The sequence below is a fragment of the Streptomyces sp. NBC_01089 genome (assembly GCF_045162975.1).
In the GTDB taxonomy this organism is placed as follows: Bacteria; Actinomycetota; Actinomycetes; order Streptomycetales; family Streptomycetaceae; genus Streptomyces.
Window position 1 is genome coordinate 2,831,388 of sequence record NZ_CP108660.1, and the last position, 25,725, is coordinate 2,857,112.

Annotated in this window: 25 protein-coding genes and 4 pseudogenes; 18 read left to right on the forward strand and 11 right to left on the reverse strand. The window is 69.3% G+C overall.

Annotation, left to right across the window (positions count from 1 at the left end):
- Window positions 1-25: 25 nt before the first annotated feature.
- From OG510_RS12410 to OG510_RS12450, 9 genes and pseudogenes are all read left to right on the forward strand, one after another.
- A complete protein-coding gene (locus OG510_RS12410) occupies window positions 26-1,225 on the forward strand; it encodes a glycoside hydrolase family 1 protein (RefSeq protein WP_406136829.1) in 1,200 nt (399 codons plus the stop codon).
- Window positions 1,226-1,537: 312 nt separating this feature from the next.
- A pseudogene (locus tag OG510_RS12415) lies at window positions 1,538-1,829 on the forward strand (IS21 family transposase); the annotation flags it as partial.
- Between the two features lie 313 nt (window positions 1,830-2,142).
- Complete coding sequence (locus OG510_RS12420) at window positions 2,143-3,066, forward strand: tyrosine-type recombinase/integrase (RefSeq protein ID WP_406136830.1); 924 nt, start codon at window positions 2,143-2,145, stop codon at window positions 3,064-3,066.
- Window positions 3,067-3,086: 20 nt separating this feature from the next.
- Entirely contained in the window at window positions 3,087-3,374 is a 288-nt protein-coding gene (locus OG510_RS12425) for a hypothetical protein (protein WP_406136831.1), read from the forward strand.
- Window positions 3,374-4,717, forward strand: a complete 1,344-nt coding sequence (locus OG510_RS12430; RefSeq protein WP_406136832.1) for a hypothetical protein — start codon at window positions 3,374-3,376, stop codon at window positions 4,715-4,717. The genes OG510_RS12425 and OG510_RS12430 overlap by 1 nt, the downstream gene beginning before the upstream one ends.
- Window positions 4,638-4,991: a hypothetical protein gene (locus OG510_RS12435; protein ID WP_406136833.1), complete on the forward strand. Its 354-nt coding sequence runs from the start codon at window positions 4,638-4,640 to the stop codon at window positions 4,989-4,991. Before OG510_RS12430 ends, OG510_RS12435 begins: the two co-directional genes overlap by 80 nt.
- Window positions 4,979-5,518: a tyrosine-type recombinase/integrase gene (locus OG510_RS12440; protein ID WP_406136834.1), complete on the forward strand. Its 540-nt coding sequence runs from the start codon at window positions 4,979-4,981 to the stop codon at window positions 5,516-5,518. The genes OG510_RS12435 and OG510_RS12440 overlap by 13 nt, the downstream gene beginning before the upstream one ends.
- A 110-nt stretch (window positions 5,519-5,628) precedes the next feature.
- Window positions 5,629-6,774, forward strand: coding sequence for a tyrosine-type recombinase/integrase (locus tag OG510_RS12445; protein WP_406136835.1), 1,146 nt, complete (start codon window positions 5,629-5,631; stop codon window positions 6,772-6,774).
- A gap of 255 nt (window positions 6,775-7,029) precedes the next feature.
- Window positions 7,030-9,297, forward strand: coding sequence for a tyrosine-type recombinase/integrase (locus tag OG510_RS12450; protein WP_406136836.1), 2,268 nt, complete (start codon window positions 7,030-7,032; stop codon window positions 9,295-9,297).
- Here OG510_RS12450 and OG510_RS12455 read toward each other — a convergent pair.
- Window positions 9,266-9,829: a helix-turn-helix domain-containing protein gene (locus OG510_RS12455; protein WP_406136837.1), complete on the reverse strand. Its 564-nt coding sequence runs from the start codon at window positions 9,827-9,829 to the stop codon at window positions 9,266-9,268. The genes OG510_RS12450 and OG510_RS12455 overlap by 32 nt on opposite strands.
- Window positions 9,830-9,936: 107 nt before the next feature.
- Between OG510_RS12455 and def the strand changes: the two genes are divergently transcribed.
- Entirely contained in the window at window positions 9,937-10,596 is a 660-nt protein-coding gene (gene def / locus OG510_RS12460) for a peptide deformylase (RefSeq protein ID WP_406136838.1), read from the forward strand.
- Between the two features lie 286 nt (window positions 10,597-10,882).
- Window positions 10,883-11,095 carry a hypothetical protein gene (locus OG510_RS12465; RefSeq protein ID WP_406136839.1) on the forward strand — a complete coding sequence of 71 codons (213 nt, stop codon included), beginning with the start codon at window positions 10,883-10,885 and terminating at the stop codon, window positions 11,093-11,095.
- Between the two features lie 34 nt (window positions 11,096-11,129).
- Here OG510_RS12465 and OG510_RS12470 read toward each other — a convergent pair whose 3' ends face one another.
- Window positions 11,130-11,723 carry an ArsR/SmtB family transcription factor gene (locus OG510_RS12470; protein WP_406136840.1) on the reverse strand — a complete coding sequence of 198 codons (594 nt, stop codon included), beginning with the start codon at window positions 11,721-11,723 and terminating at the stop codon, window positions 11,130-11,132.
- Window positions 11,724-11,845: 122 nt separating this feature from the next.
- Between OG510_RS12470 and OG510_RS12475 the strand changes: the two genes are divergently transcribed.
- The 3 genes and pseudogenes from OG510_RS12475 to OG510_RS12485 all read left to right on the forward strand — a co-directional run.
- Window positions 11,846-12,253, forward strand: coding sequence for a hypothetical protein (locus OG510_RS12475; protein ID WP_406136841.1), 408 nt, complete (start codon window positions 11,846-11,848; stop codon window positions 12,251-12,253).
- Window positions 12,246-12,518 carry a hypothetical protein gene (locus tag OG510_RS12480; protein ID WP_406136842.1) on the forward strand — a complete coding sequence of 91 codons (273 nt, stop codon included), beginning with the start codon at window positions 12,246-12,248 and terminating at the stop codon, window positions 12,516-12,518. The genes OG510_RS12475 and OG510_RS12480 overlap by 8 nt, the downstream gene beginning before the upstream one ends.
- A gap of 511 nt (window positions 12,519-13,029) precedes the next feature.
- Window positions 13,030-13,329, forward strand: a pseudogene (locus OG510_RS12485) (Mu transposase domain-containing protein); the annotation flags it as partial.
- 123 nt (window positions 13,330-13,452) lie between these two features.
- On the opposite strand, the gene OG510_RS12490 reads toward OG510_RS12485, so the two are convergent.
- The 3 genes from OG510_RS12490 to OG510_RS12500 form a co-directional block, all read right to left on the reverse strand.
- Window positions 13,453-14,166, reverse strand: a complete 714-nt coding sequence (locus OG510_RS12490; RefSeq protein ID WP_406142375.1) for a phosphotransferase — start codon at window positions 14,164-14,166, stop codon at window positions 13,453-13,455.
- A gap of 400 nt (window positions 14,167-14,566) precedes the next feature.
- The gene (locus OG510_RS12495) at window positions 14,567-15,223 is read right to left on the reverse strand and encodes a hypothetical protein (RefSeq protein WP_406136843.1); all 657 of its coding nucleotides are present in this window, start codon (window positions 15,221-15,223) and stop codon (window positions 14,567-14,569) included.
- A gap of 68 nt (window positions 15,224-15,291) precedes the next feature.
- Window positions 15,292-15,819 (reverse strand): hypothetical protein, encoded by a 528-nt coding sequence (locus OG510_RS12500; protein ID WP_406136844.1) that lies wholly within the window; start codon window positions 15,817-15,819, stop codon window positions 15,292-15,294.
- Window positions 15,820-16,224: 405 nt separating this feature from the next.
- On the opposite strand from OG510_RS12500, the pseudogene OG510_RS12505 reads away from it, so the two are divergent.
- A pseudogene (locus OG510_RS12505) lies at window positions 16,225-16,371 on the forward strand (ATP-binding protein); the annotation flags it as partial.
- Window positions 16,372-16,388: 17 nt separating this feature from the next.
- Here the strand turns inward: OG510_RS12505 and OG510_RS12510 are convergent.
- Window positions 16,389-16,760, reverse strand: coding sequence for a hypothetical protein (locus OG510_RS12510; protein WP_406136845.1), 372 nt, complete (start codon window positions 16,758-16,760; stop codon window positions 16,389-16,391).
- A 173-nt stretch (window positions 16,761-16,933) separates the two neighbouring features.
- Window positions 16,934-18,025: a hypothetical protein gene (locus OG510_RS12515; protein ID WP_406142376.1), complete on the reverse strand. Its 1,092-nt coding sequence runs from the start codon at window positions 18,023-18,025 to the stop codon at window positions 16,934-16,936.
- A gap of 163 nt (window positions 18,026-18,188) precedes the next feature.
- On the opposite strand from OG510_RS12515, the gene OG510_RS12520 reads away from it, so the two are divergent.
- Window positions 18,189-19,796 (forward strand): TPM domain-containing protein, encoded by a 1,608-nt coding sequence (locus OG510_RS12520; protein WP_406136846.1) that lies wholly within the window; start codon window positions 18,189-18,191, stop codon window positions 19,794-19,796.
- Here the strand turns inward: OG510_RS12520 and OG510_RS12525 are convergent, their stop codons facing one another.
- From OG510_RS12525 to OG510_RS12535, 3 genes and pseudogenes are all read right to left on the reverse strand, one after another.
- The gene (locus OG510_RS12525) at window positions 19,797-20,006 is read right to left on the reverse strand and encodes a DUF397 domain-containing protein (RefSeq protein ID WP_406136847.1); all 210 of its coding nucleotides are present in this window, start codon (window positions 20,004-20,006) and stop codon (window positions 19,797-19,799) included. It abuts the gene before it with no gap.
- A pseudogene (locus OG510_RS12530) lies at window positions 19,988-20,834 on the reverse strand (helix-turn-helix domain-containing protein). Before OG510_RS12530 ends, OG510_RS12525 begins: the two are co-directional and overlap by 19 nt.
- A 123-nt stretch (window positions 20,835-20,957) precedes the next feature.
- Window positions 20,958-22,304 (reverse strand): MFS transporter, encoded by a 1,347-nt coding sequence (locus OG510_RS12535; RefSeq protein ID WP_406136848.1) that lies wholly within the window; start codon window positions 22,302-22,304, stop codon window positions 20,958-20,960.
- Window positions 22,305-22,456: 152 nt separating this feature from the next.
- Here OG510_RS12535 and OG510_RS12540 point away from each other — a divergent pair, with 152 nt between their 5' ends.
- On the forward strand, window positions 22,457-23,338 hold the full coding sequence (locus OG510_RS12540; RefSeq protein WP_406136849.1) for a LysR family transcriptional regulator: 882 nt from the start codon (window positions 22,457-22,459) through the stop codon (window positions 23,336-23,338).
- A gap of 73 nt (window positions 23,339-23,411) precedes the next feature.
- On the opposite strand, the gene OG510_RS12545 is transcribed toward OG510_RS12540, so the two are convergent.
- Window positions 23,412-23,975: a TetR/AcrR family transcriptional regulator gene (locus OG510_RS12545; protein ID WP_406136850.1), complete on the reverse strand. Its 564-nt coding sequence runs from the start codon at window positions 23,973-23,975 to the stop codon at window positions 23,412-23,414.
- A gap of 129 nt (window positions 23,976-24,104) precedes the next feature.
- On the opposite strand from OG510_RS12545, the gene OG510_RS12550 reads away from it, so the two are divergent.
- Window positions 24,105-25,586: an MFS transporter gene (locus OG510_RS12550; RefSeq protein WP_406136851.1), complete on the forward strand. Its 1,482-nt coding sequence runs from the start codon at window positions 24,105-24,107 to the stop codon at window positions 25,584-25,586.
- Window positions 25,587-25,725: the final 139 nt, after the last annotated feature.

Genomic DNA, 25,725 nt, shown 5'->3' on the forward strand with positions numbered 1-25,725 from the left:
ACGTACGCACAAGAGAGACAGAGCGATGACGCACACCCCGACCCCGTTCCCCGAGGGCTTCCTGTGGGGGGCCTCCACCGCCGCCCACCAGATCGAGGGCAACAACACCAACAGCGACTGGTGGGCCAAGGAGCACAGTGCCACCGAGCACGTCGAGCAGCCGAGCCTGGACGCGTGCGACAGCTACCACCGCTGGTCCGACGACATGGACCTGCTCGCCGGACTCGGCTTCACCGACTACCGGTTCAGCATCGAGTGGGCCCGGATCGAGCCCGCCGAAGGCCATTTCTCGCGGGCCGAGATCGCCCACTACCGGCGGATGGTCGAGGGCGCGATCGCGCGCGGCCTGCGCCCGATGGTGACCCTGCACCACTTCACCGTGCCGCGCTGGTTCGAGGAGCGCGGCGGCTGGACCGCCGATGGCGCCGTCGCTCTCTTCGCCCGGTACGTGGCGGCCACCGCGCCCGTGATCGGTACGGGGGTACGCCACGTCTGCACCATCAACGAGCCGAACATGATCGCCGTGATGGCCGGGCTCGCCAAGTCGGGCAACGACGGCTTCCCGCCGGCCGGTCTGCCGACGCCCGACGCCGACACCACGGACGCGGTCATCGCCGCCCACCACGCGGCCGTGCGGGAGGTCAAGGCCATCAACCCGGAGATCCAGGCCGGCTGGACCGTCGCCAACCAGGTCTACCAGGCGCTGCCCGGCGCCGAGGACGTCACGGCCGCCTACCGCCACCCGCGCGAGGACGTCTTCATCGAGGCCGCGCGCGGCGACGACTGGATCGGTGTGCAGTCCTACACCCGGACCATGATCGGCCAGGACGGCCCGGTCCCGGCGCCGGACGACGCGGAGCGGACCCTGACGCAGTGGGAGTACTACCCGGCAGCCGTCGGGCACGCGCTGCGCCACACCGCGGAGATCGCGGGTGACATCCCGCTCGTGGTCACCGAGAACGGCATCGCGACCGCCGACGACACCCGCCGGATCGACTACTACACCGGAGCGCTCAGCGCGGTGGGCGCGGCCATCGAGGACGGGGTGAACGTCGCGGGCTATCTGGCCTGGAGCGCGCTGGACAACTACGAGTGGGGCTCCTACCGGCCCACGTTCGGCCTGATCTCCGTCGACCCGGAGACCTTCGCCCGTACGGCCAAGCCGTCCGCGGTCTGGCTGGGCGGGCTCGCCGCCGGCCGTGAGCTGCCGCGCGTCGCCGCCTGACGGGACGCGCACCACGAACCGGGAGAGCCGGCGGTCCTGACGCCGCCGGCTCTCTCCCTGTCTGCGCCGGGTCTCCGCCTGTTTCCGCCGGTGCGCCGGGTCTCTCTGTCTCTCCCCCCAGCCCTCTCCCCGCCTGCGCGCCCTTCACCGGGCGGCGGGTGCCTGGCTTTGTTGGTGAGTTTCAAGAGCGTCTGATGCTCAACGGCAGGAACGCCCGGTTTCACGGGAGAGTGGTGTCGCCGAGTTTCGAGAACACCTCGGTGCTTGCTTCGGGACCATGGTTGTGCTCTGCACGACGAGGGGGCCCGGGTGTTGCCGAAGTCCAGGGTCGATCTGTACGCGGCGATCCGCCGTGACGCCAGGGGCGGCATGTCGTTGCGGGCGCTCATGCGGAAGTACAGCGTCGGCTTCGAGACCGTGCAGAAGGCCCTGATCTCGGCGTTACCAGAGCCTCGGAAGAAGATGGAGCCGCGGGAGACACGGCTGGACCCTTACAAGCCTGTGATCGACGGCATCCTCACGGCCGATCTGACCGCACCGCGCAAGCAGCGGCACACCGTCAAGCGAATCTACGACCGGCTGCTGGACGAGCATGGCGCCGACATCTCCTACCAGATGGTCCGTGGCTACGTCGCTGCCCGCCGCCAGGAGATCCGGTTGGAAGCCGGCAAGGGTGTGGTCGACGCATTTATCCCGCAGACCCACAGGCCAGGCGCCGAGGCCGAGGTCGACTTCGGGGACGTCACGGTCAAACTGGCCGGCGAGCTGGTGACCTGCTACCTGTTCGCTTTCCGGATGTCGTACTCGGGCAAGGCCGTCCACCGACCCGTTGACCGCACTACCGGCGTGTCCTACGTGTCGGTGTGGTGAGGGCGAGGAGTCTCCGTTTGGGATGTGCCCGATGAGACGGAGATGCGATGGATCACGGTGTAGTGATACCCGAACGCCAAGTGTCGGGCCTGGTGGTGACACGGGTCGGCGGCGTGGAGGCCACCACTGCCGCCACGCTGCCCTGGGTGGTGCTCGATGGCGCCGGGCGGCCGATCACACCGGCAAGCGAGTTTCTTCGGGAGCTGCTGGCTTGCGGCGACACTCCGGCTTCCTGCCGGTCCTATGCCTTTGACCTGCTGCGCTGGTTCCGGTTCCTCGCCGCGGTGGATGTCGAATGGAGCCGTGCGAAACGCGTGGACGTACGCGACTTTGTCCTGTGGCTGCGGACGTGCCACAACCCGGCGCGGGACCGGCACCGCCCGGACGCACCCGCGCCGGGGCCGCTGAACGCGCGCACTGGCAAGCCGTACCTGAAGTCGGGCTATGCCCCGGCAACCATCAACCACGCGGTCTCGGTGTTGGCGGCGTTCTACGACCATCATCTGCAGACCGGGCAGGGGCCGCTGGTCTCCCCGGTGCCACCGCAGTCGCGTGACGGGCGCCGGTTGGAGGCGCATCACAACCCGCTGGAGCCGTTCCGGCTGCACCGCCGGGGCGCCTACCGGCAGAAGCAGGTCGACCGCGAGCCCCGGGCGGTCCCCGACGATGTCGTCGAGGACCTGTTCACCTCGCTGGGCTGCCACCGCGACCGGGCACTGTTCTCCATGTTCTTGTCCAGCGGCGCACGGGCCGCCGAGATGCTGGGCATGACGATCGGCGTTGTCCACCCGGGTGAAGGCCGGATCTACGTGCAGACCAAGGGCCTTGGCGGGGTGAAGGAAGCATGCCCGGCCTCCCCGGACGCCTTCTCCTGGCTGGCCTCTACCTCGGTGAGCTGGCCCAGGACGGCCATCGGCCCGCCCCGGACGAGCCGGTGTGGTGGACCCTGCGCGGCCCGACGCACCCGCTGACCTACCCAGCCCTGCGAGCGGTGCTCAACCGGATCAACGCCCGGATCGGGGCGAACATCACGCTGCACGACCTGCGGCACACCCTGTGTCTGCGCCTGATCGAAGACCCGGCCCTCACCCTGGTCGACGCCCAGCAGGTGATGCGCCACCGACACATCACCACGACCAGCACCTACCTGAGGCCCAGGATCGACGAAGTCATCACCAAGGTCCACGAGCACTACACGCGCCCCAAACCGCCACCGCAGCCCCTGACCGGCTGGACGTATGACCCAGACGACCTCGCCGACGTGTTCGGGAACCGCTGATGACCCGGCACGGACGGGTCGCCCGTACCCCGGTCAGCCCACGCGACCCCGCCCTCCTCACCATTGTGCTCCCCGAACAGAGGAGCACGACCCGCAGCAGCGAACGGGCGACGGCGCATCGCGATGAGCTCGCCAGCCTGGCCGAGAGCCTGCAGCGCGAGCCGACCGTCCGCAACCTCTGGCGCCAGCAGCTCTCGCTGACGCGCATCTTCGACTGGCTGGACGGATTCCCCGCCGACACCTGGCAGAACCGCTGGCTGCTGAGCGGTTCCGACGACCTGGGCTCCGGCTGGGGGCCGCAAGGGCTCAGCGCGGGCACCCGGTCGCGGTTCACCGCCGGTCTCGGCACCTTGATCGTCCTCCAGGTGATCCGGCCCTCCTACGGCTGGCTCTTCGGCAGCCGCCTCCTGGGCGTCTACGACGCCTACCGTCGACACAACCAGCCGGCGCTGTTTGCCGAACTCAAGCAGCGCGCCGGCGGACAGCGCTGCGACGAGCACGCGACCGAAGCCCTGAACGTGCTCACCCGCATGAGCATCGTCACCGGCAAAGACCTCATGACCTTCGACCTGGAGGACCTCACCGACTACGCCCGGGCCCATCGGGACAACGGCCGCACAGTGACGGCCCTGCCCCTCGCCTACGACATCCTTCACGCCGTCGGCGGCCTCAAGGACTCACCACCGACCCTGCGCGAGGCCCAGGCCCGCGGCCAGCTCACCCCCGCCGAGCTGATCGACCGCCATCCCATCGCCAACCGCGCGGTCCGCGATGTGCTCGTCCACTACCTCGCCGAGCGATCCGCCGTCCTGGACTACGGCTCCCTGGTCAACCACGCCCAGATGCTGGCCGTATTCTGGGGCGACCTGCAACGCCACCACCCCACGATCTTTTCGCTCAATCTGACCGACGAGGTGGCCCAGGCATGGAAGCAACGCGTCCGGGTCCTGCCCGACGGGAGACCTCGCCGCACCGCTTACGCCCTGTTCCTGGCCGTCCGCTCCTTCTACCTGGACCTCTCGCAGTGGTCGATGGAGGACCCTGCCCGCTGGGCGGCCTGGGCGGCACCCTGCCCGATCAGCGAGGCCGACATCCGCGGCTACATCAAGGAAACCCGGCACCGGCAGGCGCGAATGCAGCAGCGCACCCGCACCCTGGCCCCCGTCCTGCCGCAGCTCGTCCGCGCTGCCGAGGCCCGGCTGCAACGTGCCACGCTGCTGCTGCAGGCAGCCCACTCCGCTGAGCCTGGTGAGGAGTTCACCGTTGAGGGCTCGCAGTATCGACACCGGCAGGGACGGCAGCCATTGGCGTCCCACCGCGCTGTTCCTCGCCCCCGTCGGTGAACCGGGGCCGCGGTTCGATGCCGAATGCGAGGAGAACAACGCGTTCTGGACCTGGGCGAGCATCGAAGTTCTGCGACGCACCGGGGCCAGGATCGAGGAACTGCTGGAGCTCACCCACCTGAGTCCGCGTCAGTACCAGGCGCCGACCGGCGAGACGGTGCCGCTGCTGCAGATCAGCCCGTCCAAGACCGACCGCGAGCGCGTCATCCCCGCCGACCCGGACCTGGTCGCGGTCCTCGCCCGGATCATTCGCCGCATCAAGTGCCGCTGCTGACCCGGTACGACGGCTACGAGCGGGTCTTCGGCCCACCGATGCCGCACCTGTTTCAGTGCCCCTCCCAGCACCGACTGCAGGTCATCTCCCCCCACCGGATCCGCGAGTTCCTCACCGAGCTTGCGCTGCGGGCCGGCATCGTCGACGTCGACGGGACACCGCTGAGGTTCACACCGCACGACTTCCGCAGAATCTTCTCGACGGAGACCGTCAACGGCGGCCTGCCGATCCACATCGCCGCGAAGCTCCTTGGCCACTTCGATCTCAACACCACTCAGGCTTACGTCGCGGTCTATCCCGAGGAAGTGATCCGCCACTACCGGCAGTTCGTCGACCAGCGCCGAACGCACCGTCCCAGCGAGGAGTACCGCGAGCCCAGCGACACCGAGTGGCAGGACTTTCGCGACCACTTCAGCCTCCGCAAGGTCGCGCTCGGCACCTGCGACCGGCCCTACGGGACCCCTTGCCAGCATGAAAACGTCCCGTTGACCGAACTAGATTGGGCTCCCTTCGAGGTCAACTCATAGTGCCGACAAGGGGGTTGTGGCCCCTACTGGCGGGTGGCGGCAACTGCGCGTGTGGTGGTGGATCTGGTTTCATCGCGTGTCGTCGAGTAGGTCGGCCCGTGGAGGTATGGATGCCAGAGCAGAGCACGACGGTCCGGGACGTGGCGACGCTGAAGGTGGCGAGGGTCGGCCGCGTCGAGAAGACCGATGACCCTCTGCGGCCGTTCCGGCTCGTAGACGCTGATGGCACCGAGGTGGCGGCGGTCAGTGAATTCCTGCACCACATGCTCGCCGACGACGCGAGTCCGACGTCACTGCGGTCCTACGCCTATGAGTTGTTGGCGTGGGTCCGGTTCTTACGCGCCGTGGACGTTCCCTGGCATCTGGCGAGCCGCGTCGAGGCCCGTGACTTCGCACTGTGGCTGAAGACCACGAAGAAGCCGCCGCGGCGGCGCCGTCCCGACGCACCCGCCCCGGGCTCGGTGAACCCGGTCACGGGGAAGGCCACGCCCGGCGAGAACTATGCCGCTCGGACCAGACGGCACGCTCGCGCGGTGATCCGCTCGTTTTACGAGTACCACCGCGGGACCCACGGCCGACCGCTGATCAACCCGTTCCCGCAGGGCGGGGCTGCCGACGAGGGGAGTCCGAACGCACATCACAACCCGATGCAGCCGTTCCGGCAGCCCTCGCGCCGGGGCACCTATCAGCCCAAGGAGCCCAAGCCGACCCCGAGGATCATTCCTGAGCAGGCATTCAACGACCTGTTCGCCGGGTTGAAGTACAACCGGGACAGGGCCCTGATCGCGTTCTACATCTCCACCGGCGCCCGCGCCTCTGAACTGCTCGGCGTCCTGCAGGGTCTGGTCGCTCCCGGGGACCAGACGATCGGCGTGGTCCGCAAGGGCAACCAGGTCTTGCAACACCTTCCCGCCTCCGCCGACGCGTTCGTGTGGCTGCGGCTCTACCAGCAAGAACTGCGCCGCATGGTCCCCAAGCACCCGTCGGAACCGCTGTGGTGGACGCTGCGGCGGCCCTTCCGCCCACTGGAGTACGACGCGGCCCGGATGGTCTTCACCCGTGCCAACCAGCTGCTCGGCGCGAACTGGACCCTGCACGACCTTCGGCACAGCGCGGCCAAGAGGATGGTCCGCGATCCGAACCTGACCCTCGCCGACGTGCAGTGGGTCATGGGACATGCCCACATCACCACCACGGAAATTTACATCAGCTCCCACGCCCGACGAGGTCATCGCCCACGTCCTGGCCCACCATGAGCGACAGCGCGCCGAGCAGGCCAAGCCGCCGGCCCCGTCGGCGCCGGGTTACCGCCCCGAGGTGCTGGCAGCGCTGTTCGGTACCTCGGCTGCGGGCGGCGAAAGCCGGTGAACCCGACCGCGAACGTCGACGTTGCCAGGACCGTCGAGTCACCTGAGGTAGACAAAGCGCTGGAGTGGGAACCGCGAGTCGGCGAAGCGAGCTGGTGGCAGACCCGTTAGAGCCGGGAGAGCCTGGTCCAGCGGCTGCTGGGATTGTTCACCGACCCCGGTGCGGGCCTGACCCGCGACAAGACCCGGCGACGGGGCCTGGGGAAGCTGCTGGACTGGCTCGAAGGCCAGCCCGGAGAGACCTGGCAGGATCGCTGGATGGCCAGCGGGGCGGACGACGCCGGCTTCGAGTGGACCGATCTGCTCCTGCAGGCACGCGGCACGCCCAAGAGCCACTGGCGCGATGAACTGGCCACGGGACTGGTGCTCTTGGTCGCCGGGCAGGCGATCCGCCCCAGCTACCCGTGGTTGCTGCGGCAGCGCGTGACGGTGATGCTCGCCGAGTCCCGGGCCGCCAGCGACCCCGATGCCTTCCAGCGGCTCGAACAGCTGGCTCAGCATGCGACAGCCACAGCGAGGTCCGACGCGCTGAACAAGCTCACCTGGATCGTGATCCGAAAGGGCGGCCTGGTCAGCGACATCACCGTCGGCGACTGCATCGAGCTGACTGCCGCTCTGGAGGAACACCACTTCCGGGGCAGCGCGGGCCGGCCGCTGTTCTACGTCCTGCTCAAGGAGACCGGCGTGCTCCCGGCCAGCGCACCGCTGCGGCTGCGGGCACTTCGCATCGAGGGCCGCCGCAGCGTCGAGCAGATCGTCGACGCGTACGGCATTGAATGCCGGGCCGTCCGTGACCTGCTGGTCGAGTACTTCACCGAGCGGGCTCCCGAGCTCGACCACGTCTCGTTGCGTTCCATCGCCCGCAACCTGTGCCGGTTGTTCTGGCGCGACCTGGAGATCCACCATCCCGGCATCGACTCGCTGCGGCTGACACCTGAGGTCGCGCAGGCGTGGAAGGAACGCCTGGCCTTCATCCGTGACCTCCAGGGCCACCCGGTGCGGCCGCGGGTGAACTTCCGCAGCGAGCTGGTGTTCGTCCGGGCGTTCTACCAGGACATCGCCCGCTGGGCCGCCGACGATCCGGCACGGTGGGCACCCTGGGTCGCGCCGTGTCCGATCAAGGCGAACGAGTGCGCGACGAAGAAGTCCAAGGCCAGGGTCAAGTCCCGGATGGACCAGCGAACCAGGACCCAACTGCCGCTGCTGCCCGCCCTGCTTCGCGCCGTCGACCGGCAGCGCAAGGACACCATGGCCCGCATCACCACGGCCCGCGCGACACCGACCGGAGATCGGTTCCTCGTCGCCGGACAGGAGTTTGAGCGCTGCGGGCCCGGTCAGGCCCGCCGCGTCTACGTCACCGAGGTGGCCACCGGCAGGCGGCGGAACCTGACCCACGAGGAGGAGGCGGCGTTCTGGTCCTGGGCGACGGTGGAGGTGCTGCGGCACACCGGCATCCGGATCGAGGAGATGCTGGAGCTCACCCACCACAGCTTCATCGCCTACACCCTGCCCACCACCGGCGAGGTGGTGCCGATGCTGCAGGTCGCCCCGTCCAAGACCGATGCGGAGCGCCTGCTGCTGGTCTCCCCGGAACTGGCGGAGGTGCTGACCGCGGTCATCTTCCGGGTCCGGGCCGGGAACGCCGCCCTGCCGCTGGTGTCGGCCTACGACGTTTTCGAGCAGACCTGGAGCCCGCCCATGCCGTTCCTGTTCCAACGCCGGTACGGCACCGAGGACCGGCCGCTGACCCGCAGCTACATCCGCGAGTGCCTGGTCGCCACCTCGCAGTCCGCCCAGATCACCCTGGCCGGCGACCCGCTCGAATGGCGCCCCCATGACTTCAGAAGGATCTTCGTGACCGACGCCATCCGATCCGGCCTGCCGCCGCACATCGCGGCGAAGATCTGCGGCCACACCGCTTTGGACACCACCATGGGTTATGCCGCGATCTACCCGGAGGACGTGATCTCCCATCACCGGGCCTTCATTGCCCGCCGCAGAACCGAGCGGCCCAGCGAGGAGTACCGCGAGCTCACCGCCACCGAGTGGGACGAGTTCCTGGCCCACTTCGAACTGCGCAAGGTTGCCTTGGGGACCTGCGGCCGCGACTACGCGACCCCGTGCCAGCATGAAAACGCCTGTGTCAGATGTCCCCTACTGCTCGTCGACCCGGCCCAGATGCCACGCCTCCAGGAGATCCACGCCAACCTCGTCGACCGCCTCCAGGAGGCCAAGGACCAGGGCTGGATCGGCGAGGTCGCCGCCATCGAGACCACCATGGCCGCCGCCGCGCAGAAGCTGGAGGCCATGCGCGACCGTGCAGCCCAGCCGTCCACCGTCCACCTCGGCATGCCCGACATCCGCACGGCTGCCGGCAGGCTCACCGACCAAGGAGGGGGAACAGCCGGGTGACCGCAGCTACGGCTGCGGTGCCTGCCGGCCGCGCGGCGGGTCGTTGGTCCCGTTCGCGATAGTCAGCCAGTAGGCAGCGGATGGACGTGGCGAGTTCGGCCATTTCCGCTGGAGTGAGGTGAATCACGGCGCTGAAGGACTCGTCGTGCTGCCACTCGCTCGGCGCCTGCTCTCGCTGAGCCAGCCAATGTTGATAGCTCTCATCTTCCAGTCCACGCGCGAGCGCGCCGAACTCTTCCGGCGCTTCCCGGTCGGACTGATCTGAGGACGCCCAGCGCAACTGCCACGGCCGTGCCCGGCCGCCGTTGTGTGGCGCTTCTTCAATGAGGCCATGCCGGGCGAGTTGGCGCAGATGAAAGGAGCAGAGGCCGGAACTGTGGCCAAGGCGGGCGGCGGCCTGGGTCGACGTGACTGTGCCGATCTCGGCGAGCAGGTCCAGCAAGGCGACGCGCACGGGATGGTCGGGAAGTTGCTGCCGGGCGCGATGCGGCAGTGGGTCCGTGGACGCGGCTTGACGGTTTTCATCGCTCATTTTGCAAAGGGTGCTACTTTGCAAAGCATTCGGTCAAGTTGGGCCGCGGGCCGGCCGGGGCCTCAGCCCTGGCCGACTGAGGCATGTGCGGAAGGCGTTGATATTTCATGGCTATTGGGTTCGGTGACACCTCGCAGGACCACCGGGTGCGCGTGCTGGGTGAACCCGTCGATTCCTATCCGCGGCTCGCGCCGGAGGTCGAACGGGGTTCGGTGCGCCGCATCACCTTCGTCGGGGAAGAGATTCTGCGGCAGCGGTGCCGGGAGGTCACGCAGTTCGGTACGCCGGAGCTGTCACAGCTGGTGGACGATATGTTCGCTACGAACCAGGTGGCGGAGGGCGCGGGGCTTGCCGCCAACCAAGTCGCCGTGGACCTGCAGTTGTTCATGTGGGACATTACGGACGAGTGGGGGGTGCGTCACGTCGGGCACATCGCCAACCCCGTCCTGGACGAGGTGCCGACCGAGCAGCGCAGGCTGGTCGAAGAATCCGAAGGCTGTCTGTCCGTTCCCGGCCCCTACCGGGTGGTGCCCCGCCTCGACCGTGCTGTCGTGCGAGGCCGTGACAAGAACGGCAAGCCGCTCGTGATCGAAGGCAGAGGGTACTTCGCCCGGTGCCTGCAGCACGAGACAGACCACCTTCATGGTCACCTGTATCTGGACCGGCTTGCCCAGCGGGAACGAAAGGCAGCCCTCCGCGAGATGGCTGCGTCCAAGGACGAGATGTTCGCCCGGCGTGCCGCCCTGGCCAAGAAACTGGGCAAGTAACACCGTTCCCCACATATTCAGTGATGTCGCCGACTGACGAACCGCCGATCCCGCCTACTCCAGCGAGCGTTGAGCTATGTCCGCTCTTCCTCCACGTCTTCCTGTTTGCCAGGGTCTCGCCGGGACGCAGGCCAAGTGAGAGGGGTGATCCTCCTGGACTCGCGACACGCCCGGCAGGGCCCGGTCGTCCAACTTGTCCACCACTACGTTCTGTGGTGGGCGCGGCCTGGAACCCCAACCCGTCTTCATGCTGGGTTAGTTCGGATAAGCCTGTGTGAGGTGCCCCATGCTCCGGCTGGACCTGGCCCAGGAGCCCCGGCTGCTGGAGATCGAGACCAACACCCGCCAGCGCCTGGGAGAGGCCCAGCGGATGCAGTGGCTCGGCGAGGTCGCCGGCCTGCAGGAGAGCCTGCGGCACATCACCGACAAGAAACAGCAGGCCGAACGCCTGCGAGCCCAAGCCGGCCGAGGCGAGGGCGGCGTCACTGCCCTGGGCTGACCTCGATGCCAGGATTCTGTCGTCTGGTGCGGCGCTAATCGTCGTCCGGCAGGGTGGGCCGGGGGCCCTCGTCGGGCACAACTACCAGGCGTACGGCCATGTGCCGTGAGTCGGGTGGGTGGTCACCGGGTCCCGTCAGGTATTTGCGTAGAAGCGCTTGGTACTCCTCGACGAACGTGGCGACCTGCTCCTTACTCATGCGCAATCCGGCGCGGTAGATCTGGTTCCAGCCTGCGGAGGAGTCGTACCCGGTGTATGCGCTCACGACCAGGTTCAGGTCATGGGTCATCTTGAGGGCGCCGATCTTCACTGCGGCCTCGCGTTCGTCGACCGTCAGCTCCAGGCCCGGCGGCGTGAAGATGTCCGTCATGAGTGATTTCCACCAGCGTTCCCGGCCGGTGGACCGCTCCTCGATCTCAGCGATCAGCTTGAGGTCGGCGAGTTTGCGCAGGTGGTAGCTGGTGGTGCCGGTGCTTTCACCGAGGGCCTTGGCCACGCTGGTGGAGTTCGCTTCGCCATGCTCGCCGAGGTAGCTCAGGATGTCGCGGCGCACCGGGTTGGACAGTGCCTTATAGAAGGCTTTGAGGTCCGGGCCGGTGAGCACTCTCTTCTCGGGGCGCTCGACCATGCCGACCAGCGTACTGCAGAGACTCTCTGCAGCCATCGCAGAGGTTATTTGCAGAATACCTCTGCAATAGCTACTTTGGTTCACGAGGGCGCCAGCAGGCGCCGGGAGGCTCGGGGGTCGAGATGCGAAATAACCTGGTCGGGAGGCTGTTACTGGCCGCAGGGCTGGCGCTGGTGCCATGGCTAGTGGTGCTGTGGACGACACTGCCGGACCCCTATCCGGCACAGCACTGGCGGGTCGTCTGGGTCGGCTTCGATGCGTTGGAGATAGCCGGCCTGCTGACGTCGGCGGTGCTGGTCCGGCGTGGTGACCACCGGGCGCCGCTGGCGTCAATCGCGACAGCGGTGTTGTTGCTGGTCGACGCATGGTTCGACGTCATGACGGCTGGACACGATGTCGTCCTCTCGCTGGCATTGGCGTGCACGCTGGAACTCCCCCTGGCGGCATTGTGTGCTGTTGTCGCGCTGCGGCCACCGGTGGTGGCTTCTGTTCAGGCAACTGCGGTGCTACGGGTGGCCGCCCATGTCTGAATCACTGGATGCCCAGATGCGGGACGAGATCGACGATCAGGTCGCGGAGGCGTTCGATGCCTACCTGGCGGACAGGCTGGCCGAACCGGGGCCACTGCGCGCGTCACTGGCTTTGAGGCGGAGCACCAGGCTAGTGCTGGGCACAGTCGGATTGGGCGCGCTTGCCACGGCTCTGGCGCCGGGCGAAAGCGCCGTCGTCTGCTGGATCTGGGGAGCGATCGCGGTGATAGATCTCGCCTGGCTGCTGACCGCACGCCGCCGTTGATGGTCCGTGGACCAAGCCCTCCCCTGCCAGTCGATCTCACTCGGTCCATAGAGCTGGGTTCTCATAGCGACCGGTCGAACAAGGCGGAGCTGAGAGTGAAGATGTGCGTCGCGCATGGACGCTCACTCCCGTTATGAGCTCATCAGCGGATGAGCCACTCACCCAACGCTGCTGGTTAGTGCAGAGAAGCGTCTTTGCCTCGGCGGGGCAGGAGGCGTTCTTCGAGGGCCACGTTCACGCTCTCAACGTGCTGGGCGGAGTGCCGACCGGGAAGGTCCGCTACGACAACCTTAGAGCTGCCGTCGCCCAGGTGCTGGGGCTCTCACGGCGCCGGGTGGAGGCCGAACGCTGGACCGCTTTCCGGTCGCACTACGGCCTGTAGGCCTTCTACTGCCAGCCCGGCATCCGTGGCGCCCACGAGAAGGGCGGAGTCGAGGGCCAGATCGGCTGGTTCCGCCGCAACCACCTCGTTCCGGTCCCCGAAGTCGACAGGCTCGCCGAGCTCAACGCGATGATCGACCGATGGGACCAGGAGGACGACGCCCGCCGCATCCGCTCCCGGACTCACACGATCGGCGAGTACTTCGCGACGGAACAGCCGCTGCTGGCGCCGCTGCCGGAAGATCCCTTCGAGACGGGCCGGCTTTCCACTCCCCGGATCGACCGCTACAGCCAGATCTGCGTCCGGATGAACCGCTACTCGGTCCCGGTCCGGCTGATCGGACGGACCGTCCGCGTCATGCTCCACGCCTCCGAGCTGGTGGTCTATGACGGCCGCGAAGAAGTCGCCCGCCACGAAAGGCTCATCGCCCGCGGCGCCACCCGAAACATCACAGGTTCGGCCTGCGTCGTCCGGTGCCGATATCTCGGCATGCCGATGGCGTGGCGGTCTGCCGCGACACCTGCCCGAGCCGGCCTGCAGAAATCAGGCGGGTCAAGGCAAGAGGGCCTCGGCCCGGTCTCTCAGAGGACCGAGGATGAAGGGCAGCCGTTCGGGGACACGTTGACGGACGAAGTCCGCGAGGTCGAGAGCCACCAGAGCGAAGCAGTGCGCCAATACGCCTGGGCCGGCGACCTGTTCGCCGGCGAGCCGTGTCAGTTCCCAGCCCGCTGGATCGACATCGTCCACGGTCAGCAGCGTTGCGTAGTCGAATGCGCGGGTACCACTGCCGAGCGCTTCGATGTCGATAACCGCAGCCACTCGGTTGGAACCGAGCAAGATGTTGTCCAGCCGGAAGTCGCCGTGCACGAGGTCTCCGGTCGGCAGCTCGACCTGCCCGAAGGAAGTGAAGAGCGCGTCGATGGACGCGACGAACCCGAGCCCCTGCGGGCCTGGACTGGCCATGGCCTTCCGCGCGTGATCCCATCCGCCGGCCAGTCGGTCGCGTGCGTACTGCGACCAGCAGTGCTGGGGATCGATGTCCAGGCCGCGCTGGTGCTCCAGCACAGGGATGAGCCGTTCGGTGACCTCGGCCCTGAGGCGGCGAGGCGAGCTCCTGGCACGTACTGCTGGATGTGGTACGGGAACCCGAGCTCGGATACGCTGGCGGCGAGCCAGGCAGGAGTGAGATAGCCGGCTGCTCGGGCTCGCTCCACCGCGCGGCCCGCCCGCAGGATCTGCGGTGCCGATTTCCGGTGGGGAGACCATTTAAGGACGGCGGCTGCGTCCTCATTCCTGCCGTTGCGAAGGAGCCAGGTCCCGGATTGGAAGCCGCCGTTCAACGGCTTCGCCAGGTGATAGGTGGTGCCGTGCGTGCGGTTGGCGTCGGCCAGTACGAGGCGCGCAGCCTCCGGGTCGGTGCGCTCAGGAATGAGGGACGGCCCAGGGGCGTCGTGGGATGGCATCAGAAGCTGATCTCCAGGCATGCGAAAGACGTCGCCGTAGACTACGGCGCTGGTTCATGCGTTGCAGGCGGGATGCGCCTGAGATCAAGCCACAAGGGGACGCTACCAGGAGGCGGTCGCACCACGATCGCCTTATCTCTGACCTGGGCTGTCCGCCTGAGGATCAGCGGCCTCCAAGGAACTGCGGCATGCCGTGCAACAGATCACGTTCGCCGTTGCGTGGGCAGATCCGTTTCGCGGCCTGGATCGACTCGGTCGGCGAGGTAGATCATGACCCCTTCGGGGTCCATGCCGAGGACAGCGGCGGCGAGTTCGGGGTCGAGAGTGTTCACCAAGTCGGCCAGGCGGGTGCACCGCAAAGTCCGGGGAGGAACGCCGCAGGGGTCCAGGATGTGGCTGACGTAGGCGGTCGACGCCGCTGCCCGGCCGGATTTGGTGATCTTGGTGACGATCACGTGGGGGTTGTCGGTGTGCTGGTCCGCGCGGTGGGCCAGGCAGCGTTGGAGTGCCGACCAGCTGGCCGGGTCCATGGGCACCGGATGCGGCCGTTTGCCCAGGCGGATGGTGCGGTTGGTGGGGTCGAGGTCGTCCACGCGCAGGAGCCGGACCTCGCTGCTGGAGGCCGCGTGGAGGAGGGCCAGGATTCCGAGCAGTGCCTCGTGCGGGTGCGCGTCGGTGCTGGTGGTCCAGCGGCGGAACAGCTGGCGCTGCTGGTCGACGGCGACGGTGGTGCCGCTAAATCCCGATGGGCCTTCGGCCTTCACTCCCCGGGTGGGGTCGATGAGCACGACCCTGCGGGATCGGGCGAAGCGGAAGTACTGTCGCAGCACGGTCAGTCGGCGTTGGCGGGCCTTGGGCATGGTCGCCAGGAAGGCTTCGACGTCGTGGACGTCGGTCAGGGCCCAGTCCTGCTTGTTGCGCGTGGCGGTCAGGAAACGGGCGAGGTGTCGCGGACGATGGCCAGGGCCGCGTCGATGGTGCTGTCGGTTCGCGGCAGGGTGCTGGCTTTCAGAGCGCGCTCGCGTGCTCGCAGCATGGACTCGGCGAACGCCTGGACCTGCGGTCGAAGCGCGAGTGGGGTGGCGTCGATGCGGCGTCGGCGGCGTCCGGCGGCGAGCCGTTGCGCCTGGTCGGTGGGAAGGGCGAGGCCGCGCTGGGTGAAGAAGCCTTCGAGCGCGCGGGCGAGGGAGCCCATCGACCGGCTGGGGCGGCGGGTTCGGTCCAGCAGGGCCTGGGGGTGGTTGGGTTGTTCGTCCTCCAAGAGCCTGCCCAGAGTGCTGATCATGGTGCAGGCGCGACTCGCGCAGTGCCGTTCGGCGAGATGACCGGCGAAGTCACCCAGCCAGGGCACGGGCTCGGCGAGCCGTGCGGCCAGGTTCTCGGCGGCGATGAAGGGTCGGTCGGGGTGCTTCTGCCAGCAGGCCGAACAGAGTCCGAGTCCGGCATGGCGCCGCACCTGGCCGCAGCCGGCGCACTGCCGCGGAGGCTGCTTGGTCTGCCGCTGGCGCGAGCAGTGGCCGTACCATCCGGTGCTGGCCTGCAGGAAGCCAGGCCGCCGACAGTGCGGACAGACCCGTTTCGCGGCCTGCCGGTCGGCTTCGCGTCGGCAGATCCCGCAGTGGCTTGCGGTCGGCGAGCGGACCGGGCGTCCGCAGCCCGCGCAGGTCCGCGAGCAGGTGGTGCACCGTCCGGTGTCAGCTTGCAGGACGCGTGACCTCCCGCAGGCAGGGCAGGACGCGCGGGCAGCCTCGTCCTTCATCCGGGCCGTGCAGCGGCAGCAGTGCTGCCGGTCGATGAAGCCGACCGGCGCCCCGCAGCCGACGCAGTCCCGCTGCCTCTTGCCCATGCCTCTCCCACACCTGGCTGGACCAAGACCTTCACCGACCCCCGCCTCTGCGCGGCCATCGTCGACCGCCTCACCTTCGGCGGCAACATCATCGAGACCGGCACCGACTCCTACCGCCTCGCCACCACCCGCGCTCGGGCTGAACAGCAGGCAGCCACGTGAGCAAGGCGACGCAGCCCTCATCCACCGCTGCCAAGGCTCCCGAAGACAAGAGTGACCCACTGATCCATTCGGGCCCTGAAGTCCGACGGCGAGGTAATCCCCGAGGCCGGCAGGCAACCAGCGTCGTCAAGGTCAGCGACGAAGTCCACATCGGCCCAGCCACCACGGAACAGCACAACCGACAGCACGGCCTCCGCCGGACCGGATATGACCACGCCAACCGAGTCCGGATCACGAACCCGAGCCCTGTCGGTCTCCAGTGGCTGAGGCCAGGAAGCCTCCGCATCCCTCCACGTCGCCTGGCCCACCTCAAGGCCCGCCGACGTCCAGCCCGCCGTCCGCTGAGCCAGAACGACAGCCACCTCGTCGAGATCAACAACTCTGTCCATGAGGGGATCATCCCCCATGGACAATCCCCAGCGGTCCAGCCCGCAGCCGCCTACGGCGGCTGCGCTGTTCCTACTTCTCATCAACATCTTCGCGATCGTCGACCCGTGGTCGTTCCCAGAACGTGTCGACAACCGTCCCTGCTTCTGACCTACGCAGCCAGGGTGCCCGTCCCTCAGCTCCAGCCCTTCCGGTACGCCGTCCAGTCGGCGTCGGTCGCCGCGAAGTCGACGTACAGCGCGACCCCGAAGTGCTCCCGGTCACGGTCCTTCCTGCCGAGCCCGAGCCGTACCCCGCGCACCGCCGCCGCGACCGTCTCGGCGGACGCGAGGTGTCCTGGCTTCGTCTCGTGGTAGAAGGGCAGCCCCATCAGCACGTCGGTTGATTCCGGGGTGACTTCGACGGCCAGTGCGGTCTGCTCCGCGACATAGCCGCCGTACAGGCTCTGCAGCGGCAGCGCGGTGTCGTACGACATGACGGCGATCTGGTCCACCCGCCGGGCCACCTCACCGAAGTACGCCTGCGACCAGTACTTGGGGTGCCCGCTGAGCGCGCCCACGACGGTGTGCAGGGCGGGCAGCGGGTCTATCTGGTGGGAGGCCACGGACAGCAGGACGCCCCGGGCCCTGGTGAGGGTGCGCAGCCGGTCGAGCAGCGCCAGATAGTCGCGGTCGCCCGAGTGCAGCGGCTCCAGGTCGAAGTGCGTCCCTTCGAAACCCGCGTCGATGATCGCGCGCGCGGAGCCGACGACGGCGGTGCGGGAGGCGGCCCGGGTGAGGTCGAGTCCGTCCGGGCTCTCGGTGGCCAGCTGGTCGCCGAGCCATGCCTGGACGCGTACGCCGGGCAGCTCGCGGTGCACGGCGCCGATGAGCCACTTGGCCCCGGCGTACCGGGCGGGCGGCAGGGTCCCGTCGTCCTCCAAGGGCCCCGCGTGCACATAGAGGTCCCGCAGGCCGGTTCCCCGCAGCCGGGCGGCGAGGGCGTCCACGTCGCTGTCCTTCTTGCGGCCGTCGACCCAGGCGTGGCCGAGCCAGAGGGCGTCACGGCCGCGGGTGCGGGTGCCGTCGCGGTAGTCGCCCGCGTAGTCGGCGCGCAGGGCGATGCCGGCGGTGAGCACGGGGACGAGGACGAGCACGGCGGCTCCGAGTGCGGCCCGCCGGAGCCAGGTGCGCAGCGGACCGCGCGCCGGTCTTCGTACCCGCCCTCGCGACGGCTCGCGTTCCGGGCCTCGCTCCGGTCTGTCGTGCGGTGCGATCCGGATCAGCAGGCCGGCCACCGCGCGCCGTATCCGGACGGTCCAGTTCCGGACTGGCCAGTTCCGGGCGTCCCAGTGACGTACTCGCACCCATGCCCCCCACGAGCTAGTACGGGTAGGCCCCACAGCGTAGCTGCGGTCGCGGGGTGCCCCGGACGGTCATACGCTCCCCCATGTGACGCCGCACGAGCCACCCGCACGGCCGCACAGCGCCGGTCTCGCCGCTCGGGCCGCCGCGCTCATCGCGGTGTTCCTGCTGGTGGCGCCGGTACCGGCCGCGCACGCGGACGGTCAGGTGCACGCGCTCGACCTGTCCGGCCCCGGCAGAAGAGTCGACATGGGCGACGGCGCCCTGCTGGTGCCGCTCGCGCTGGTGGTCGTGGTCGGCAGCCTGGCGATCTACACGTACACCCGCAGAAGGCGGCGCGCCGAGACCAGGACCACCCCCGCGGGCAGCGGACAGCAGCAGGGCTGGACCGGCGCGGGCACCGAGCGGATCGCGACGGCGCGGCTCGACACGGAGGCCGGCGAGCTGCTGGTGGCGACCGATGACGCCGTCCACACCAGTACGGAGGAACTGGGCCTCGCCACCGCGCGCTTCGGGGACCGGGCCGCCGAGCCGTACGCGGCGGCGCTGACCTATGCCAGGAGCGAGCTGGCGACGGCGTTCCGGCTCAGCCAGCAGCTCGACGACTCGTCGCCCGAGGGCGGAACGGCCAGGCGGCAGCTGCTGGAGGAGATCGTCGCGCGGTGTACGGAGGCCGGGCGGCGGCTCGACGAGGAGTCGGCGGGCTTCGACGGGCTGCGCGCCCTGGAACGGGACGCGCCGCAGGAGCTGGCGGCGGCGGAGAGCGCCTTCCGCACGGTCGCGGGGCGGACCGGAGCTGCTGCTTCCACGCTTGCCGCGCTGCGGGAGCGGTACGCGGATTCGGTATCGGCGCCGGTCGCCGGGAACGTCGAACAGGCCAGGGACCGGCTCCTCTTCGCGACGAACGGCCTCAACCGGGCCCGGCAGGAGGTGGACACCGGGGATCACGCGCGGGCCGCGCTGCACATCAGGGCGGCGGAGAGCGCGGTGGACCAGGCGGCCACGCTCATCGACGCGGTCGACCGGATGGCCCGGGAGGCGGCCGAGGCGGAGGTCCGGCTGACCGGCGCGCTCACCGAGACGGAGGCGGACCTGGCGGAGGCCCGCGCCCTGCCCGCCGCCACGGCAGCGGGGGCCGCCGGGGCCGATTTCCAGAGCCGGATCGCCAGGGCGGGGGCGGTCGCGGCGGGCGTACGGCAGGAGCGGGAGCTGGGGCCGTACGACCCGGTGGACGCGCTGCGCCGGGTCGCGGAGGCGGACGCGTCGCTGGACGGGGCACTGGCGAAGAACGCTCCCGGCCCCCGCAGGGCCGCCGAACTCCTGGAAGCCGCCATGCTGACGGCGCGCTGCACGACCGCAGCGGCGGCCGACTACATCACGACGCACCGCGGCGCGGTCGGCCGCCAGGCCCGCACCAGGCTGTCGGAGGCGCGGCGCCACCTGGAGGAGTCCGGCAGCCACGCCGGCACCGACCCGCGGGGCGCCCTGTCCGGGGCCCAGCAGGCGGGCTCACTGGCCGGGCAGGCCCAGTACCTGGCCGAGCAGGACGTACGGACCTACGCGAGCCGGCACGGCGGCGATCCGGGCGACGGCGCGGCCGGCGCGGTGCTCGGCGGGATCGTGCTCGGGGCGGGGGGCGCCCCGGCCCGCTTCGGCGGCAGCGGAACACGCGGCCGGATGGGCACCGACCACTGATCAGCCGCGCATGTCACCGCGCTTCACGGCAGAGACGAATGAACCCCAGCCGGACGCGGCGAACGCGAGCACGGGGCCGTGCGGGACCTTGCTGTCGCGGACGGGGACGACGGTGGCGAAGTCGTCGGAGACCTCGACGCACGCACCACCATCGGAGTTGCTGTAGGAGCTCTTACGCCAATTCGCGGCGCTCAGGTTGAGGGATCGCACGGTACTTCCTCCAACATACGCAGGATGAACTTCCGCGAATCGGCCGGGGACAAGGCCAAGTCACGTACGGCATCGTAAGCACGTTGCAGCCGCTCGACAGGCCCGTCCTCTTCGATGAGTTCACCTCGGTAGGCGTTCTCCGTGTAGGCCACGGTACGTCCACCGGGCAGACGCAGGAACCAGACGTCGGTGCTGTCCAGCCCATACGGCCCCGCCAGGAACGGCAACACCTGAACGGTCACATTGTCCCGCTCCGCCATTTCCGCCAAGTACTCCAACTGGGCCCGCCACGCGCCCAGGTCACGCAGCGGCGTGCGCAGTACTGCCTCGGACAGGATCGTTCGGAATGGCGGAGCTTCGGCTCCCTCCAGCAGTTCCCGCCGCCCCATCCGAGCCTCAACCTGCTGCGTCAGTTCCGGCTCTCTGATCCCACCGGCCGCCAGCACCTCCCGCGCGTACCCCGGTGCGTGTCTGCAACAGTCCTGGCAGCACACTCACCGCGAAGTGCCACAGGCTCGTCGCATCCGATTCCAGAGCCATGTACTGCCGGTACCGCTCGCGGAACTGTGTACGGTCCTTCGACGCCAGCTCCCACAGAACGAGGAGCATCCCCTGCGTGCCGAAGTAATGATCCAGGGCCTGGATCACTTCGGGCCCACCCAGCGTCTCGCCCTTCTCCATCTTGCCGAACAGCGAGTAGTCCCAGCCGAGCCGCTCACCGAACTGCCGCAGGGTGAGGCCCCGTTCGGCGCGTAGTTTCCTCAGCTCCTCCGCGAACCGCCGGCGCGGTTCCTGGCTGCGGCTGGTGACGAGGCGTCGCTGCGGCATGGCGCTCCTTCCGGGGCGCCCGTCCCGCTCGGACGGCTCTTCCCGTAACGCCCCAGCTACGCACCGTAGTTCATGCCCGGAGAGCCCGTCAGCGGAACCGCCCGGCACCGCACTCCCGAGGCGTCACCCGGGGAGGCGGATCGCCAGGGCGATGAGCAGGAGTACGGCCATCCCCATGCACGCGGCAGCGGTGACCGCCCACAGCGCCCTCAGCCGGGGGCGGCCGCGCCCCCAGTTCCGCGCCCTGGGCGTGCTGCACGCCCACACCAGGCAGAGCAGGGCCGCCATCACCGCGCCCAGTACGCACACCCCGTTCCAGCCCGCGTGTGCGTGGACCGCGCCGACCAGGGCCGAGCCGATCGCGCCGCCGACGAAGTAGCAGGTCATGTACGCGGAGGTGATGCGGCCCCGGGAGTCCGGCCGCAGTGCGTAGATCAGCGACTGGTTGGTGATGTGGACGCCCTGGTGCGCCAGGTCGAGGAGCACGATTCCGGCGATCAGCGCGGCCAGGCTGTGCGCCCCCAGGGCCAGCAGCCCCCAGGAGACGAGCAGCAGCAGCGCGCTCGCCACCGTCGTCAGGGTGGTCCGGCCGCGGTCGGCCAGCCGGCCGGCCAGCTGGGCGGCGATCGCGCCCGCGGCCCCGGCCAGGCCGAGCAGTCCGATCTCGGCGTCCGACCAGCGGTAGCCGGGTCCTGACAGCAGGAAGGCGAGGGAGGTCCACAGCGCGCTGAAGCAGGCGAAGGCCAGCAGGCCGATCAACGCCCGTGCCCGCAGCACCGGTTCCTCCACCAGCAGGCGGGCGGTGGAGCGCAGCAGCTGCGGGTAGTTCAGCCCGGCGTTTCCCCGGTACTGCGGGAGCGCCCGGTGGAGTGCGGCGGTCAGGACGAGCATCGCCACGGCGGCGGCCCAGTACACCGTGCGCCAGCCGCCGACGGTGGCCAGTGCGCCGGACGCGGTACGGGCGAGCAGCATGCCGAGCACCAGGCCGCTCATCACCGTACCCACGGCCCTGCCGCGCTGGTGCGGGGCCGCCAGGTCGGCGGCGAACGGCACCAGGACCTGCGCCGTCACCGAGAGGAGACCGGTGAGCGCGGTGCCGGCCAGGAGCAGTCCGGTGTTGGGCGCGGTCGCGGTCAGGGCCAGCGAGAAGGCCGTGGCCAGGGTCAGCCCGCACACCAGGCGGCGGCGTTCCAGCAGGTCGCCCAGCGGGAGCAGCAGGACGAGTCCCAGGGCGTAGCCGACCTGGGCGACCGTCACCACGAGTGAGGCGCCGGTGGACGACAGACGCAGATCGCGGGCGATGGTGTCGAGGAGCGGCTGGGCGTAGTAGTTGCTCGCCACGCACAGCCCTACGGCCACCGACATCAGCAGGAGCGTGCCGCGTCCCGCGCCGTCGGTGGTGTCGGCGCCAGGACGGGGGTCCGCGATGTCGGACGGGGGCAGCGGTGAGGGGGGCGGGGAGGAAGCCACGTCCGTTTCCTTCCGGGGAGCGCTCGTACGCGGGCTGTCTCACAGCACTCGCGGAGCGGGGCGGGTCTGGGCTCCCGTTCATGCTGGCCGAGCAGCGATGATGAGTCCAACAGATGGTTGCCATGACAGCGATCTCGTATCACGATGAATCGATGGAACTCCGCCAGCTCACCTATGCCGTCGCTGTCGCCGAGACCGGCAGCTTCACCCGCGCCGCGCACCGGTGCTTCGTGGTGCAGTCCGCGCTCAGCCACCAGATCGCCCGGCTGGAGGAGGAGTTGGGGAGCCGCCTCTTCGAACGCACCAGCCGCCGGGTGCAGATCACGCCCGCGGGCGAGGCGTTCCTGGGCCCGGCCAGGGAAGCCCTGGCGGCCGTGGAGCGGGCGCGCGGCGAAGTGCTCGCGTGCGGCAGCGAGGTGCGCGGCCGGCTGAGCATCGGCACCATCACCCCGCTGGCCGCCGTGGACCTGCCGGATCTGCTCGCCGCCTACCGGGACAGGTATCCGGCGGTACGGGTCACTCTCCGGGCCCGGCTGGTCAGGGACCTGCTGCGGGAGGTGCGCGAGCACACGTGCGACATCGCGTTCGTGGACAGCAGGCCGGAGAGCACGGCCGGGCTCGACGTGCGGGTCCTCGCGCACGAGGAGCTGGTCGCGATCGTCCCGCACGGCCACCGGCTGGCCGGGGTGTCCCGGGTCGGTCCGGCCGGGCTGGCGGACGAGCCCATGGTCGACATGCCGCCGGGCTCCGGGATCCGCCGCCACAACGACGCCGCCTTCGCCGCGGCCGGGATCGTCCGGACGGTCGCGTTCGAGGCGGACGCGATGGGGCTGCTGGAGCAGCTGGTGGCGCGCGGCCTCGGCACCGGGCTGGTCTCCGCCCCGACGGCCGCCCGTATGCGCGGGGTGAGCACGGTGGCGCTGACCGGTGTGCCGCCCCGGTCCGTACAGGCCGCGTGGCGCACCTCGGGGGCGTCACCGGCGACCCGGGCCTTCCTCCAGCTCCTGCGGGAACGGACCCCGGACGCGCCCTAGTCCAGTTCTCGCGGCGGGCCTTGCGTGGCTGTGTCAGTTCCCGTCCGAGCACTACACGGGCTCCTCCGGCTCCTCACGTCGCTTCGACGCGCAGGCCGTCGAGGACGGTTTCGAAGAGTGGTTGCAGGTAGCCGGGTGATTCGTTGATCTTGGCGATGGCGACGATCAGGTCGAAGATCTGCTCCATGGCGAGGTCGGCGCGGATCTGTCCGGCCTCCTGAGCTGCGGCCAGCAGGTGGCGCCCTGCGTCTATGGCCCGGGCGCGGTGCGTGGCGATCCCTTCTCTTTCCGTGTGTTCCAGGAGCTCGCTGATGATGAGCCGCTTGTGCGGGATGAAGGCGATCTGCAGACGCAGCCAGGCGACGAGTGCTGATTCGGGGCTCTGGCCGGGCTCGGTGATGGCGGCGGCGCAGATCTGGTCGACCTCGTCCGCGTAGAGGGCTTCCAGCAGTTCCTGGCGGCCGGGAAAGTTCCGGTACAGCGTGGCCATGCCCACTCCGGCCCGGCGGGCGATCTCTGCCATGGAGATCTCGGGTGCGGGGTCGGCGAACGCCTCTCGGGCCGCGTCGAGAATCTTGTCGCGGTTGCGTTCCGCGGCGGCCCGCCGCCTGGGGAACGCCGTCTTGCCTGCCTCCATGGACCTCTCCCTACCCAGTCCCCACTCAGCGCTTGCTCGGACGGCACCCGCCACCCTCAAGTGGACAGCCTATCCGGAATCGCTTTACAGTTGGCGGACAGCCTATCCGGAACTGTGAGGAGCCTCATCATGCCCCACCGTCCGCTTGTCGTCCCCCATGCCGACGCGACCGCACCGCCCGATTACTCGCACGGGGTCGCCAAGCACGGAGTAGCACTTGGCGCCGTAGCGGCCGTGGCGTGCGTGGCGCAGTTCATGGTCGTGCTGGACTCCTCCATCGTGAATGTGGCTCTTCCGTCCATGAAGTCGGGTCTGGGCTTGTCGACATCTGCGCAGCAGTGGGTGGTCAACAGCTATCTGGTCGCCTTCGGCGGTCTGCTGCTGTTCGCCGCACGGGCGAGCGATCTGTACGGGCGCCGTCGTGTCTTCCAGATCGGTCTGGTCGTCTTCTCTCTGGCCTCGCTGGTGGGCGGGCTGGCGCAGGAGGGCTGGATGCTGCTGGCCGCCCGAACGGTGCAGGGGGCCGGAGCGGCGGCGCTGGCTCCTTCCAGCCTGAGCCTGATCACCGCCAGTCATACCGAGCCCGGCCGGCGCACGCGCGCGATGACCTGGTGGGGTGTCGCGGCATCCAGCGCCGGAGCCGCCGGCATCGTGGTCGGCGGGCTACTGGCCCAGGCCAGCTGGCGGTGGGTGATGCTGGTCAACGTGCCGGTCGGCGCTGGATTGCTCATCGCCGGCCTGGTGTATCTGGCCCCGACCCCGTCCGGGCAGCGGCGTACGCGGATCGATCTGCCCGGCGCGATCACCGTAACGCTCGCGGCCGCGGCTCTCGTCTACGGTGTTTCGGCCGCCCCTGACTCAGGGTGGAGCGCGCCCCGGGTGATCGTTGCCCTGGTGGCCGGCGTGCTCTTCCTCGTGGCCTTTGCGGGCATTGAGCGCCGCAGCAGCAATCCGCTGGTGCCGCTGAGGATCTTCTCCATCCCCAACGTGCGTATGGGCAACGTTCTCACTCTGTGCATGGGTGCTGTCATCACCGCGCCACTGTTCTTCCTGTCCCTGTATCTGCAGCAGGTGCTGGGCCAGAGCGCCGTACGAACCGGACTGTCCTTGCTCCCGATGGCCATGGTCATCAGCGTCGGAGTGCTCCTTTCGCAGAAGCTGATCCCGCTCATCGGAGCGCGCCGCCTGGTGGTGATCGGAGGGATCATCGCCGCCGTGGGGCTGGTCTGGGTAGGACAGCTTCCCGCTCACTTCGACTACGTGATGCACTTTCTGCTTCCCACCGTGGTGGTCGGTGCGGGTACGAGTCTGACGATGATGCCGGCCATCGTCGCAGCGACCACCGGTGTCGACCCGCAAAACGCCGGCGTCGCCTCCGGGCTGATCAACATGTGCCGTCAGCTCGGCGCCGCGCTGGGCCTGGCGATCCTGGTCACCATCGCCTCCACCGTCACCAGCCGCAGCGCTGACGGCGGCAGCACGGCAGTCCTGGACGGTTACCGCATCGCCTTCTACGCCATCGCCGTCCTCAGCCTCGTCACCGCCGGCCTGGCCCCGGGCCTCAAGACGTCCCCCAGCACAGCAGCAGCGAGCACGCGCCGCTCCGCCTGAGCCAGAGAGCACCATGCCGCCTCCCACCGACCCTCCGGTGGACCCGGCGCTCCACCCCCTCGTCCCATCAAGCGGAAAGATGCCACCCGTGCCTGTCAACGCACCCTGCGGCCCCAGCCCGGCACGCACTCTCGCCGCA